General features: G+C 53.9%; 11 protein-coding genes. 5 read left to right on the forward strand and 6 right to left on the reverse strand.

Annotation, left to right across the window (positions count from 1 at the left end; translation table 11 throughout):
- Positions 1 to 4: 4 nt before the first annotated feature.
- On the reverse strand, positions 5 to 913 hold the full coding sequence (locus RVY89_RS19485; protein ID WP_484826197.1) for an acyltransferase: 909 nt from the start codon (positions 911 to 913) through the stop codon (positions 5 to 7).
- Between the two features lie 440 nt (positions 914 to 1,353).
- On the opposite strand from RVY89_RS19485, the gene polA reads away from it, so the two are divergent.
- A complete protein-coding gene (gene polA / locus RVY89_RS19490) occupies positions 1,354 to 4,146 on the forward strand; it encodes a DNA polymerase I (protein ID WP_484826198.1) in 2,793 nt (930 codons plus the stop codon).
- Positions 4,147 to 4,312: 166 nt separating this feature from the next.
- Positions 4,313 to 4,360 (forward strand): small protein SpfP, encoded by a 48-nt coding sequence (spfP, locus tag RVY89_RS19495; RefSeq protein ID WP_071892919.1) that lies wholly within the window; start codon positions 4,313 to 4,315, stop codon positions 4,358 to 4,360.
- 97 nt (positions 4,361 to 4,457) lie between these two features.
- Here spfP and yihA read toward each other — a convergent pair whose 3' ends face one another.
- Complete coding sequence (yihA, locus tag RVY89_RS19500; protein WP_023309768.1) at positions 4,458 to 5,087, reverse strand: ribosome biogenesis GTP-binding protein YihA/YsxC; 630 nt, start codon at positions 5,085 to 5,087, stop codon at positions 4,458 to 4,460.
- Between the two features lie 577 nt (positions 5,088 to 5,664).
- Here yihA and yihI point away from each other — a divergent pair.
- A complete protein-coding gene (gene yihI, locus RVY89_RS19505; RefSeq protein ID WP_014885763.1) occupies positions 5,665 to 6,180 on the forward strand; it encodes a Der GTPase-activating protein YihI in 516 nt (171 codons plus the stop codon).
- A 188-nt stretch (positions 6,181 to 6,368) separates the two neighbouring features.
- Positions 6,369 to 7,742 carry an oxygen-independent coproporphyrinogen III oxidase gene (gene hemN, locus RVY89_RS19510; protein WP_484826199.1) on the forward strand — a complete coding sequence of 458 codons (1,374 nt, stop codon included), beginning with the start codon at positions 6,369 to 6,371 and terminating at the stop codon, positions 7,740 to 7,742.
- 100 nt (positions 7,743 to 7,842) lie between these two features.
- On the opposite strand, the gene RVY89_RS19515 is transcribed toward hemN, so the two are convergent.
- The 4 genes from RVY89_RS19515 to glnA form a co-directional block, all read right to left on the reverse strand.
- Positions 7,843 to 7,953 carry a YshB family small membrane protein gene (locus RVY89_RS19515; protein ID WP_032622955.1) on the reverse strand — a complete coding sequence of 37 codons (111 nt, stop codon included), beginning with the start codon at positions 7,951 to 7,953 and terminating at the stop codon, positions 7,843 to 7,845.
- Between the two features lie 110 nt (positions 7,954 to 8,063).
- Complete coding sequence (gene glnG, locus RVY89_RS19520) at positions 8,064 to 9,476, reverse strand: nitrogen regulation protein NR(I) (RefSeq protein WP_024909218.1); 1,413 nt, start codon at positions 9,474 to 9,476, stop codon at positions 8,064 to 8,066.
- 11 nt (positions 9,477 to 9,487) lie between these two features.
- Positions 9,488 to 10,537, reverse strand: a complete 1,050-nt coding sequence (gene glnL / locus RVY89_RS19525) for a nitrogen regulation protein NR(II) (protein ID WP_008501857.1) — start codon at positions 10,535 to 10,537, stop codon at positions 9,488 to 9,490.
- 170 nt (positions 10,538 to 10,707) lie between these two features.
- Positions 10,708 to 12,117, reverse strand: a complete 1,410-nt coding sequence (gene glnA, locus RVY89_RS19530; RefSeq protein WP_008501856.1) for a glutamate--ammonia ligase — start codon at positions 12,115 to 12,117, stop codon at positions 10,708 to 10,710.
- A 378-nt stretch (positions 12,118 to 12,495) separates the two neighbouring features.
- Between glnA and typA the strand changes: the two genes are divergently transcribed.
- A complete protein-coding gene (gene typA, locus RVY89_RS19535) occupies positions 12,496 to 14,319 on the forward strand; it encodes a ribosome-dependent GTPase TypA (RefSeq protein WP_023331638.1) in 1,824 nt (607 codons plus the stop codon).
- Positions 14,320 to 14,350 lie beyond the last annotated feature (31 nt).

Genomic DNA, 14,350 nt, shown 5'->3' on the forward strand with positions numbered 1-14,350 from the left:
CCGGTCACTGACCGGCGTTTTTGTATGAAGATTTTATCTTATCTATCTGTTCGTCTTTCTCTTTCCAGAGCGTATTAAGCCACTGCTGGAAACGACGTTTGAAGTTCTTATCGTTTACGTAATCACCGTGCAGTTCAGCGTCAATCGGAACCAGATCGACGTGCACGACAATGCGCGTCAGTTTGCCGCTGAGCATATCGAAGAATGGCGTCCTGTCGTTTTCCGGATAGCAGAGCGTGACGTTAAGGAGTTTATCGAACTGTGCTCCCAGCACGTTAAGCGCCATCGCAATCCCTGCCGCCTTTGGCGGCAGCAGATGCTGGTAAGGAGAGCGAGTTTGCTGGCGCTTCTCTTCCGTAAACCGGGAGCCTTCCACAAAGTTCACGATGGTCGTTGGATGCGCACGAAACTTTTCGCAGGACCGGCGCGTTGTCTCCACATCCTTACCGCGACGTTCCGGATGACGAATCAAATAGCTGCGCGAATAGCGTTTCATAAACGGCATATCGAGCGCCCAGCAGGCCAGCCCGATAAAAGGCACCCAGGCGAGCTGCTGTTTCAGAAAGTATTTGTTCATCGGGATGTGTTTGCGAAAAAGCACGCATAACACCACGATGTCCGCCCAGCTGTGGTGATTGCAGATCAGCAGGTACCAGTTCTTCTTGTTAAGACTCTCCAGCCCTTTTATATCCCACTTCAGATGCGGGTTCAGGCGCAGCAGGATCGCCAGTCCTTCGCACCAGCAGTACATCATGAAATTACAAAATGCGGATACGGCTCGCCACACCACGGGGACAGGCAGCAGCAGTTTAATGATCCCGGCGAGAATGATCGGCACGGAACAGGCGATCGTCACCAGAATAGTTAAAATGATGCTTAACAGTAATGTTATTGCAGCGAGCAATCTCGACATGATGAGCTTTTTCAGGTAGTTAGCTGTGAGTGAGCGACCGGCTAGTCGACGCTGGGCGCTGATTTTACCAGAAAACAGACAATTTAACGGCGCTTTCACGTGATGATTTGGCCGCTTTTACCCTGCCGCAGAAGATTTCTCTGTCATTACGCGCTTATCAGGCCTTATATCCACATAGACTAAATTGCCATCAGTTGGCCATATAGATAAGATCTAATGCCATAACAGCATGATAAATAAGATCTAAAAATCATCTCATATGTATTTTTTGCGTCTGTTATTCATATGAAGTGAAAATATGCACAAACTTATCCACAGTTTGATTTTTGCGAGCGATCCTCACGATCGCAAAATCTTTTCCTGTATCAGGCGCTAATAACTGATGTTTTCATCCTTCTGTGGCATCCTTTACCCATAAATTGATTAAAGGCACGGACATTATGGTTCAGATCCCAGAAAACCCTCTTATTCTCGTCGATGGCTCTTCTTACCTGTATCGGGCGTACCATGCGTTTCCTCCTCTGACCAATAGCGCAGGGGAACCTACCGGCGCAATGTACGGCGTGCTGAACATGCTGCGCAGCCTGATCCTTCAGTATCAGCCAACCCATGCGGCTGTCGTCTTTGATGCGAAAGGTAAAACCTTCCGCGATGAGCTGTTTGAGCATTACAAATCCCACCGTCCGCCAATGCCTGACGATCTGCGTGCGCAGATTGAGCCGCTGCACGCCATGGTAAAAGCGATGGGGTTGCCGCTGCTGGCGGTCTCTGGCGTTGAAGCCGATGACGTCATCGGCACGCTGGCGCGTGAAGCTGAAAAAATGGGCCGTCCTGTGCTGATCAGCACCGGTGATAAAGATATGGCGCAGCTGGTGACGCCAGGTATTACCCTGATTAACACCATGACTAACACCATTCTGGGGCCAGAAGAAGTGGTCACGAAGTATGGCGTGCCGCCAGAGTTGATTATCGATTTCCTCGCGTTGATGGGCGACTCCTCAGATAACATCCCGGGTGTCCCTGGCGTCGGCGAGAAAACCGCGCAGGCGCTGCTTCAGGGGCTGGGCGGGCTGGATACGCTCTATGCGGAATCGGACAAAATCGCCGGGCTCTCCTTCCGTGGTGCAAAAACCATGGCCGGAAAACTGGAAGAGAACAAAGAGGTGGCTTATCTCTCCTATAAGCTGGCAACCATCAAAACCGATGTCGAACTGGAGCTGGGCTGTGAGCAGCTGGAAGTGCAACAGCCTTCCGCTGACGATCTGCTGAGCCTGTTTAAGAAATACGAATTCAAGCGCTGGATCACTGACGTGGAAGCCGGTAAATGGCTGCAGGCAAAAGGGGCGAAACCTGCTGCAAAGCCGAAGGAGACGATCGTCGTTGACGCAGAAGAGCAGGCGGAAGAAGAAGCCGTGGCGCTTTCCTTCGACAACTACGAAACCATTCTTGAAGAGTCACAGCTGATTGCGTGGATCGAGAAACTGAAAAAGGCTCCGGTCTTTGCCTTTGATACCGAAACTGACAGTCTCGATAACATTTCTGCCAATATGGTAGGCCTGTCATTTGCGACAGAGCCTGGTCATGCGGCCTATGTTCCCGTGGCGCACGATTACCTGGACGCGCCGGAGCAGATCTCCCGTGAACGCGTGCTTGAGCTGCTGAAGCCGATCCTGGAAGACGAAAAGGCGCTCAAGGTTGGACAAAACCTCAAGTACGACCGCGGTATTCTGCAAAACTACGGCATTGAACTGCGTGGGATTGCCTTCGACACCATGCTTGAATCCTACATTCTGGACAGCGTCGCGGGCCGTCATGATATGGATTCCTTATCTGACCGCTGGCTCAAGCACAAAACCATCACCTTCGAAGAGATTGCCGGTAAAGGGAAAAATCAGCTCACCTTTAACCAGATAGCTCTCGAAGAAGCGGGGCGCTACGCGGCGGAAGACGCTGACGTCACGCTGCAGCTGCACCTGAAAATGTGGCCAAAACTGCAGAAGCACGAAGGTCCGCTGAACGTGTTCCAGCATATCGAGATGCCGCTGGTGCCCGTGCTGTCGCGCATTGAACGCAACGGCGTGAAAATCGATCCAACGGTGCTGCATAACCACTCCGGGGAACTGGCGCAGCGCCTGACCGAGCTGGAGCAGAAAGCGCATGAGCTTGCAGGCGAGCCGTTTAACCTCTCTTCACCGAAGCAGCTGCAAACCATTCTGTTTGAAAAGCAGGGCATCAAGCCGCTGAAGAAAACCCCTGGCGGTGCGCCTTCAACCTCTGAAGAGGTGCTGGAAGAGCTGGCGCTGGATTACCCGCTGCCAAAAGTGATTCTGCAGTACCGTGGGCTCGCGAAGCTGAAGTCTACCTACACTGATAAGCTCCCGCTGATGATCAACCCGAAAACGGGTCGTGTGCATACGTCGTATCATCAGGCCGTCGCGGCGACCGGTCGTCTCTCGTCAACCGATCCCAACCTGCAGAACATCCCGGTACGTAACGAAGAGGGCCGCCGTATTCGCCAGGCTTTCATTGCCCCAGAGGATTATCTGATTGTCTCTGCTGACTACTCGCAAATCGAACTGCGCATTATGGCGCACCTGTCCCGTGACAAAGGCCTGCTTACCGCGTTTGCCGAAGGGAAGGATATCCACCGGGCAACCGCGGCGGAAGTCTTCGGCTTGCCGCTGGACAGCGTGACCAACGAGCAGCGCCGCAGCGCTAAGGCGATCAACTTCGGGCTGATTTATGGCATGAGTGCATTTGGGCTTTCGCGCCAGCTCAACATTCCGCGTAAAGAGTCGCAGAAGTATATGGATCTCTACTTCGAGCGTTATCCGGGCGTGCTGGAATATATGGAACGCACCCGCGCGCAGGCGAAGGAAAAAGGTTACGTCGAAACCCTGGATGGCCGCCGTCTCTACTTACCGGACATCAAATCCAGCAATGCCGCGCGCCGCGCTGGCGCTGAGCGTGCGGCGATCAACGCCCCGATGCAGGGTACTGCGGCGGACATTATTAAACGTGCAATGATCGCCGTTGATGCCTGGCTTGAAGCAGAGAAGCCCCGCGTGAAAATGATCATGCAGGTGCACGATGAACTGGTATTTGAAGTGCACAAGGACGACCTGGACGCCGTGTCGAAGAAGATCCACGAACTGATGGAAAGCAGCATGACGCTGGACGTGCCGTTGCTGGTGGAAGTAGGAAGTGGTGAAAACTGGGATCAGGCTCACTAACGGTTTTTCGCATAACGCGCTATTTATGTAAGTTTGCAACATAAGAAGGCGCGTTTTGTGACGATCATTAGAATTCCCTATGTAAAGAATGAAAAAAAACTACAAAAAGTGCTTTTTCTGCAGCACAAAAAGGGGTAGAGTTATCGGCGTAGGGTACAGAGGTAAGATGTTCTATCTTTCAGACCTTTTACTTCACGTAATCGGATTTGGCTGAATATTTTAGCCGCCCCAGTCAGTAATGACTGGGGCGTTTTTTATTGCGGCAAAGAAATCTTCGGGCAAAAAAAGCGCGGCCATCGCCGCGCCCGGTATTACTCTTCTTCCGCTTCCGTCGCGGGTTCCAGCTCGCTAAACCAGGTGTCGAGCTTCTGACGCAGCTTGTCCACGCCCTGCTTTTTCAGCGAGGAGAACGGTTCAACCTGCACATCACCATTGAACGCCAGCACCGCTTCGCGAACCATATTCACCTGCGCTTTGCGCGCGCCGCTTGCCAGCTTATCGGCTTTCGTCAGCAGCACCAGCACGGCGATATCGCTTGCTACAGCCCAGTCGATCATCTGCTGATCCAGATCTTTCAGGGGATGGCGAATATCCATCAGCACCACCAGACCTTTCAGGCACAGACGTTTTTCCAGGTATTCACCCAGCGCACGCTGCCACTTGATTTTCATCTCTTCCGGTACCTGCGCGTAACCGTAGCCCGGTAAGTCGACCAGGCGTTTGCCCTCTGCGACTTCAAACAGGTTGATCAGCTGGGTACGGCCAGGTGTTTTTGAGGTACGCGCCAGGCTCTTCTGATTAGTCAGCGTATTCAGGGCGCTGGATTTCCCCGCATTGGAGCGGCCAGCAAATGCCACTTCAATACCGGTATCAGAAGGAAGGTGGCGTATATCGGGCGCACTGGTGACAAAATGCGTCTGTTGGTAGTTCCAGGTAGTCACGTGGTCGTCTCCAAAATCGTAATCTGAGGGGGATTATACCCGAATGCAGGCAAAAGGCTTTTCTGATTGCTATGCCCTGTAGGCGAATGCCCTAACCGGTGTGAGAGATCGGCCAGAGATGCTATGGGAGATTTCAGAGAATTCGCAGGCTTTAAAAAAGACAAACTGTTTTAAATCATAAGCTTATTTTCGGGTAATTGTCTGAAAATCTCTTTTTGTACCGTTTCGTTGCTTGTTAGTTTATGCGAACAATGTAAAGTGTGCGTCAGGGCGAGGAAGCCATCAGGAAATCGACTTAAGGATTAGGGTCAGGAGCGCCAGGAGGCGAAGACGCAGGATTGTCAGGATGACCAGCGCCTGGAGGCGTTTTAACAGGAAAGGGAACCGTATCACGGACGGTATTAGCCAAGGGATAAACAGGGTTTGTTGTTGGCAAACATGGAATGTCTGACCCGCTAAGGGTTGTGAGTCAGGAAAAAAGGCGACAGATTGCTCTGTCGCCTTTTTTCTTTGCTTGCTTTCTGCTAGATTTCGCCGCAATTCTATACTGAAGAAAACGACTTAAAGATAAAACATCATGAAAAAACCAACCTCCGCTGCGGGCGCGAAACGCCCTGCAAAAGCACGCCGCAAAACGCGCGAAGAACTGAACCAGGAAGCGCGCGACCGCAAACGCGACAAAAAACATCGCGGTCATGCTGCGGGTAGCCGTGCCAACGGTGGTGGTGCAGCGGGCGCTTCTGCAAAAGGCAAACAGCAGAAAGACCCTCGTATCGGCAGTAAAACTCCCATTCCACTGGGCGTGACAGACACCCCGGTCACTAAGCAGCACAAACCAAAGAGCGAGAAACCTATGCTTTCACCGCAGGCTGAGCTGGATTTGCTGGAGAACGATGAGCGCCTGGACGCGCTGCTGGAACGTCTTGAAGAGGGTGAAACCCTGACCGCGGAAGAGCAGTCATGGGTGGATGCCAAACTGGATCGCATCGACGAGCTGATGCAGAAGCTGGGCCTGTCTTATGATGACGAAGACGACGAAGAAGAAGACGAAAAGCAGGAAGATATGATGCGTCTTCTGAAGGGTGGAAACTAACATTTGCACCCGGCAGGCGCGATAGTCCTGCTTATAACCCTTCCGGTTATATGTTATCTGGTGTGGTTATTCGTTAAACTACGGCGGTTGTCGCGGCGACAGAAGTGGCTGCGCACCCGAATGATGGCCCGCAATGGGGTCAGAACGGGCCGCCGTATACGAACGCGACACCAACGGAAGGAGTGAGCATGTCAGCACCAACTATCGACTGGGATTTGGCCCTAATCCAGAAATATAACTATTCCGGGCCGCGTTATACGTCATACCCCACCGCGCTGGAGTTCTCCGATGCCTTCGGCGAGAGGGATTTTCAGCAGGCTGTTGCACGCTATCCTGAGCGTCCGTTGTCGCTCTACGTCCATATTCCGTTTTGCCACAAGCTTTGCTACTTCTGCGGCTGCAATAAAATCGTGACCCGGCAGCAGCACAAAGCCGATCAGTATCTTGACGCGCTCGAACAGGAAATTGTGCATCGCGCGCCGCTGTTTAAAGGCCGTCACGTCAGCCAGCTTCATTGGGGCGGCGGTACGCCAACCTATCTGAATAAAGCGCAAATAAGTCGCCTGATGAAGCTTCTGCGCGGCAGTTTCAGTTTTAACGCCGACGCTGAAATCTCGATCGAAGTCGATCCGCGTGAAATTGAGCTGGATGTACTGGATCACTTACGCGCGGAAGGCTTCAACCGCCTGAGCATGGGCGTGCAGGATTTCAATAAAGAGGTTCAGCGTCTGGTGAATCGCGAGCAGGACGAAGAATTTATCTTTGCCTTACTCAATCACGCGCGTGAGATTGGCTTCACCTCGACCAATATTGACCTGATTTACGGCCTGCCAAAGCAAACGCCGGAAAGCTTCGCCTTCACCCTGAAGCGCGTGGCCGAACTCAACCCGGATCGCCTGAGCGTCTTTAACTACGCGCACCTGCCGACGTTGTTTGCCGCCCAGCGCAAAATCAAAGATGCCGATCTTCCTTCTGCCCAGCAGAAGCTGGATATCCTGCAGGAAACCATCACCTCGCTGACCGACACCGGCTATCAGTTTATCGGGATGGATCACTTCGCCCGTCCGGATGACGAGCTGGCGATTGCTCAGCGTGAAGGGGTCCTGCACCGTAACTTCCAGGGCTACACGACCCAGGGCGATACCGATTTGCTGGGAATGGGCGTCTCTGCCATCAGCATGATCGGCGACTGCTACGCGCAAAACCAGAAAGAACTGAAGCTGTATTACCAGCAGGTTGATGAGACGGGCAACGCGCTGTGGCGCGGCATCGCATTAACGCGCGACGACTGTATCCGTCGCGATGTGATTAAGGCGCTTATCTGCAACTTCCGTCTCGATTTCAGCGAGGTGGAAGCGCAGTGGGAACTGAACTTCATCGATTATTTTGCGGAAGACCTGAAGCTGCTGGCGCCGCTGGCGAAAGACGGGCTGGTGGATGTGTCGGACAGCGCGATTGAGGTCACGCCAAAAGGACGTCTGTTGATCCGTAATATCTGCATGTGCTTTGACGCGTATCTGCGTCAGAAAGCGCGTATGCAGCAGTTCTCGCGGGTGATTTAAGCGGCAATGTCGGGTGGCGCTTCGCTTACCCGGCCTACATTTCACGCGTTTGTAGGCCGGGTAAGGCGAAGCCGCCACCCGGCTTTTCATTGACAGCTCGTTAGCTAAACAGCCCAACCAGCGCCGCACACAGCACCGCCGCAACGGCGGTTTGTGGCGTGTGGCTTTCAGCGGCTCCGCTAGAGAGCATATTCACGAATGTTTCCAGCATGATGTTCACCCCCAATTTCCGGGCACGATCATACAAAACTCATCGGAACAGTAAAGCGCAAAATAACGGCAATTTGCGCTCAATTAATCACCTTTACACAAGGGCGGATATTACTCCATTCCCAGCTCTTTCAGCTTGCGCGTCAGGGTATTACGTCCCCATCCCAACAGGCGAGCGGCTTCCTGCTTGTGGCCCTGCGTATGACGAAGCGCGGTAGTTAACAGCGTACGCTCCATCTCAGGCTGCGCTTCAGACAGCAGGTTTTGATGACCGGAACGCAGGGCACGGTCGGCCCACTGCGCCAGCAGCGTCGCCCAGCTGTCCGGCAGCGCGTGACCGGTGGTGCTTTCAGGCGCGGTCGCTTCAAACAGCTCGGCCGGTAAATCCTGAATCAGCACTTCCTGCCCGGCAGCCATCACGGTTAACCAGCGGCAGGTGTTTTCCAGCTGACGCACGTTGCCCGGCCATGCCAGGCGCGTCAGAGCGGCATCGGTTTCCGGGTGAAGCTGCTTGGCCTCCACGCCCAGCTCGCGGGCGGCTACCTGCAGGAAATGACGCGCCAGGCGGGGAATATCTTCCCGGCGTTCACGCAGCGGCGGCAGATGAACGCGAATGACGTTCAGTCGATGGAATAAATCCTCACGGAATTTGCCTTCCTGCACGCGCTGCTCCAGATTCTGGTGGGTCGCGGCGATGATGCGCACGTCCACCTTCACCGGCGCGTAGCCGCCAACGCGGTAAAACTGCCCATCTGCCAGCACGCGCAGCAGGCGGGTCTGAACGTCCAGCGGCATATCACCGATCTCATCCAGGAACAGCGTACCGCCGTCTGCCTGTTCGAAGCGTCCCTGGCGAATGGTATTTGCGCCGGTAAACGCCCCTTTTTCGTGCCCGAACAGTTCGGATTCAATCAAATCCTTCGGGATCGCCGCCATATTCAGGGCGATAAACGGCGCTTTTGCCCGTGGGCTATGGCGATGCAATGCATGCGCCACAAGCTCTTTACCGGTTCCCGATTCACCGTTAATCAATACGCTAATGGACGAGCGGGACAGACGGCCAATAATGCGAAATACGTCCTGCATCGCCGGCGCTTCGCCGATAATGTCTGTCGTTGGCCCAAAATCGGGCGCGTGGCGCGGCTGTTGCTGCTCCTGATAGTGGCTAATCGCGCGCTCAACCAGCGCCACCGCTTCGTCGATATCAAACGGTTTGGGCAGATAATCGAATGCCCCTTGCTGATAGGCGCTCACCGCGGCATCCAGATCGGAGTGGGCCGTCATTATGATGACCGGAAGCATAGGGTGGCGTTGTTTGATCTGCTTTAACAGCGCCAGCCCGTCCATGCCCGGCATGCGAATATCCGACAGCAGAACATCGGGCGTTTTGGTGGTGAGTGCGTCGAGCACTTCGCTGCCGCTCTCAAACGTCGTGCAGCTTAATCCCGCCCCCGTGAGCGCGCGTTCAAGCACCCAACGGATGGAGCTATCGTCATCGACTACCCAGACTATCCCTCGTTGCATAAACGTCACCTTTATTTTTTAATCGGCAGGAAAACCGAAAACTCGGTATGTCCCGGCCAACTGGTAAATTCAATTTTTCCAGAGTGTTGATCGATCAAACTGCGGGCAATGGATAAGCCCAGGCCGGTTCCGCCTTCGCGACCGCTTACCATCGGGTAGAACAGGGTGTCCTGCAGATGCGATGGAATGCCGGGCCCGTTATCCTCGACGTCGATTCGTGCCGCAAGCCGATAGCGCACGCCGTGTAACGTGAGCTGGAAGGCGGTACGGGTGCGTAAAATAATCTCGCCCCCTTCAGGCCCCAGCGCCTGCAGGGCATTGCGCACAATGTTCAACAGGACCTGCTCAATCTGATCCGGGTCATGAGCCAGTTCCGGCAGGCTTGGGTCGTAATCGCGCACCAGCGTGACGTTCTCCGGCAGCTCCATCGAGACGAGCTTCACCACCCGTTCAGCCACTTTATGGATGCTTTCTGTGACGTGCATTCCCGGCTGCTGTGGCCCGAGAAGACGGTCAACCAGATTCCGCAGGCGGTCCGCCTGCTCGATGATGACGTTGGTGTACTCCGCCAGCGCAGGGTCGGGCAGCGCCTTGGTCAGAAGCTGCGCCGCACCGCGTAATCCACCCAGCGGGTTTTTGATTTCATGCGCCAGACCGCGCACCAGGTCACGGGCGGCAATTTGCTGTGCATGCTGAAGCTGTTCCTGGCTCAGTCGCCGCTGATTATCCATCGGCGCCATTTCCAGCAGGATCAGGCCTTCAGGAAGACGTTGCGCGGTCAGCGACAGAATGTGCGAACGCCCGTCGATCACCAGCGTCACTTCGTTATCGGTGAAGCCCTGGCCTGCCTGTAAACTTTCCTGCATCAGGCCAATATTCAGCGAAAAATAGCTCAGGAGTTCCGGAAGCGGGGTGCCGAACAGTTTGCGTGCGCTTTGGGCGAGCAGCTGCTGTGCCGCAGGGTTGGCGTAATGAACGGCCAGCTCGTCATCGACCAGCAATATGCTGTTAATCAAAGAATTGAGGATCTGCCCAGCATCGGGCAGCGTGCCAGTTGCCATTCAGCAGTCTCCTGGAGTCGTATGCACTAATTTAGTGCAGTATAGCGTTTTCGGCGTCAAAAGCGCGTGAGATCAGATTGTTGGTGGAGAAAAAAGCCCATCCGGAGATGGGCTAAAAGTTTCCACGGCAACTACTCCCGGCGTTTGTCACGCCGGGTAAAACAACTTAATTAAACGCTGTAGTACAGTTCGAACTCAACCGGATGCGGAGTCATACGCACGCGGTCGTTCTCTTCAGTGCGCAGCGCGATGTATGCATCGATAGCGTCGTCAGTGAATACGCCACCTGCGGTCAGGAACTCGCGGTCTGCGTCCAGCGCCTGCAGGGCTTCTTCCAGAGAGCCTGCAACCTGTGGGATCTCTTTCGCTTCTTCTGGCGGCAGGTCGTACAGGTTTTTGTCCATCGCTTCGCCCGGGTGGATCTTGTTCTTGATACCGTCCAGACCGGCCATCAGCAGTGCTGCGAAGCACAGGTATGGGTTAGCCGCTGGATCCGGGAAGCGCACTTCGATACGACGCGCTTTAGGAGATGCCACCACCGGAATACGGATAGAAGCAGAACGGTTACGCGCAGAGTAGGCCAGCATCACTGGCGCTTCGTAGCCCGGGACCAGACGCTTGTAGGAGTTGGTGGTTGGGTTCGCCAGGGCGTTGATCGCTTTAGCGTGTTTGATTACGCCGCCAATGTAATACAGCGCCTGCTCGGACAGACCGGCATATTTGTCGCCAGAGAACAGGTTGGTGCCGTTCTTGGACAGAGACATGTGGCAGTGCATACCGGAACCGTTATCGCCAAACATTGGTTTTGGCATGAAGGTCGCGGTTTTACCGAAACGGTGCGCAACGTTGTGCACAACGTATTTGTAGATCTGAATTTCGTCCGCTTTTTTGGTCATGGTGTTGAAGCGGGTAGCCACTTCGTTCTGACCCGCTGTCGCCACTTCGTGGTGGTGCGCTTCAACAACCAGGCCCATCTCTTCCATCACCAGACACATGGTGGAACGAATGTCCTGTGCAGAGTCGACCGGAGGAACCGGGAAGTAACCGCCTTTCACGCCAGGACGGTGACCTTTGTTACCGCCTTCGTATTTGGTGGAGGAGTTCCATGCGCCTTCGATGTCGTCGATAGCCACGTGGGAGCCAGAAATAGAGGCACCGAAGCGGATGTCATCGAACAGGAAGAACTCTGGCTCTGGCCCGAACAGAACGGTGTCTGCGATGCCGGTAGAACGCAGATACTCTTCAGCGCGTTTCGCGATAGAACGTGGGTCGCGGTCGTAGCCCTGCAGCGTGCCTGGCTCGAGGATGTCGCAACGGATGATCAGGGTTGGTTCTTCGAAGAACGGATCAATGACCGCAGTGGTCGCATCTGGCATCAGAACCATGTCGGATTCGTTAATGCCTTTCCAGCCGCCAATGGAGGAGCCGTCAAACATTTTGCCTTCTTCGAAGAATTCGGCGTTCACCTGATGAGCAGGGATTGTGACGTGCTGTTCTTTACCTTTGGTATCGGTGAAGCGCAGATCAACAAACTTCACTTCATGTTCGTTCAGCATCGTCAAAACGTGTTCAGCGGACATACTTAACTCTCCAGATTGGTCATTGTCGTCGTGGTAACGAGGTCTTCAATTTCTGTTTGTACTGGCTGTTGCCATGTATTTTTTATAAAGCGAAATCTGTGCCAACTTTTAAAACACCCCAAAAAGGCGTTATCATGCGCACCATAGTGCAAAAGGGCTGCACCACAATGGATTTGTTGCACCAGTATAGTGCTTCAATGTGAACATTGAGCACCATATTGGTGCAATTTACGTTAAAGTGCCCTTTTACCGCTCCGTGAAAGCGATCACAAAGCATCTCTGCAATACTTGTTTGCGGGGGATGTTTGTGATCCTGTTTTGTAGTGCGATTAATCCGTGTACAATAACGCGCTATTTCTAAATGCCTGAGGCAAAGTTGTGATCGAAAATTTGCGTAACATCGCCATCATCGCGCACGTAGACCATGGTAAAACTACCCTGGTTGACAAGCTGCTGCAGCAATCCGGTACGTTTGATGCGCGTGCCGAAACCCAAGAACGCGTGATGGACTCCAACGATTTGGAGAAAGAGCGTGGGATTACCATCCTCGCGAAAAACACCGCGATTAAATGGAATGACTACCGTATCAACATCGTTGATACCCCAGGGCACGCCGACTTCGGTGGTGAAGTTGAACGTGTAATGTCCATGGTAGACTCCGTTCTGCTGGTCGTTGACGCAATGGATGGCCCAATGCCACAGACGCGCTTCGTGACCAAAAAAGCTTTTGCCCATGGTCTGAAGCCAATCGTTGTTATCAACAAAGTTGACCGCCCTGGCGCGCGTCCTGACTGGGTTGTTGACCAGGTCTTCGACCTGTTCGTTAACCTCGACGCGACCGACGAGCAGCTGGACTTCCCTATCGTTTACGCTTCTGCGCTGAACGGTATCGCAGGTCTGGACCACGAAGACATGGCTGAAGACATGACCCCGCTGTATCAGGCGATTGTTGACCGTGTTCCTGCGCCAAACGTCGATCTCGACGGCACCCTGCAGATGCAGATCTCTCAGCTCGACTACAACAACTACGTTGGCGTAATCGGCATTGGTCGCATCAAGCGCGGTAAAGTGAAGCCGAACCAGCAGGTCACTATCATCGATAGCGAAGGCAAAACCCGTAACGGTAAAGTTGGTAAAGTACTGACTCACCTGGGTCTTGAGCGTATCGAGAGCGACATCGCTGAAGCGGGCGACATCATCGCTATCACCGGTCTGGGTGAACTGAACATCTCCGACACCATCTGCGATCCGCAGAACGTCGAAGCGCTGCCAGCCCTGTCCGTTGATGAACCAACCGTATCCATGTTCTTCAACGTCAACACCTCTCCGTTCTGTGGTAAAGAAGGTAAGTTCGTTACCTCTCGTCAGATCCTTGACCGCCTGAACAAAGAGCTGGTGCACAACGTTGCGCTGCGCGTTGAAGAAACCGAAGACGCTGATGCATTCCGCGTTTCGGGTCGTGGTGAGCTGCACCTGTCTGTTCTGATCGAAAACATGCGTCGTGAAGGTTTCGAAATGGCGGTTTCCCGTCCGAAAGTTATCTTCCGCGAAATCGACGGCCGTAAACAAGAGCCGTTCGAAAACGTGACGCTGGACGTTGAAGAGCAGCACCAGGGTTCTGTGATGCAGGCTCTGGGTGAGCGTAAAGGCGACCTGAAAAACATGAATCCAGATGGCAAAGGCCGCGTACGTCTCGACTACGTGATCCCAAGCCGTGGCCTGATCGGCTTCCGTTCAGAGTTCATGACCATGACTTCCGGTACCGGTCTGCTGTACTCCACCTTCAGCCACTACGACGACGTTCGTCCGGGCGAAGTGGGCCAGCGTAACAACGGCGTGCTGATCTCCAACGGTCAGGGTAAAGCGGTTGCGTTTGCGCTGTTCGGTCTGCAGGATCGCGGTAAGCTGTTCCTGGGTCACGGTGCTGAGGTTTATGAAGGCCAGATCATCGGTATTCACAGTCGCTCTAACGACCTGACCGTAAACTGCCTGACCGGTAAGAAACTGACCAACATGCGTGCGTCCGGTACTGACGAAGCAACGGTTCTGGTTCCACCGATCAAGATGACTCTGGAGCAGGCTCTGGAATTCATCGATGATGACGAACTGGTTGAAGTGACTCCACAGTCAATTCGTATCCGTAAACGTCACCTGACCGAGAACGATCGTAAACGTGCTATGCGCGGTGCGAAAGAAGACTAATACGGTCAAATCCGTAGTAAAAAAAGCCGCT

The sequence above is a fragment of the Enterobacter sp. 3U4 genome, from assembly GCF_057224565.1.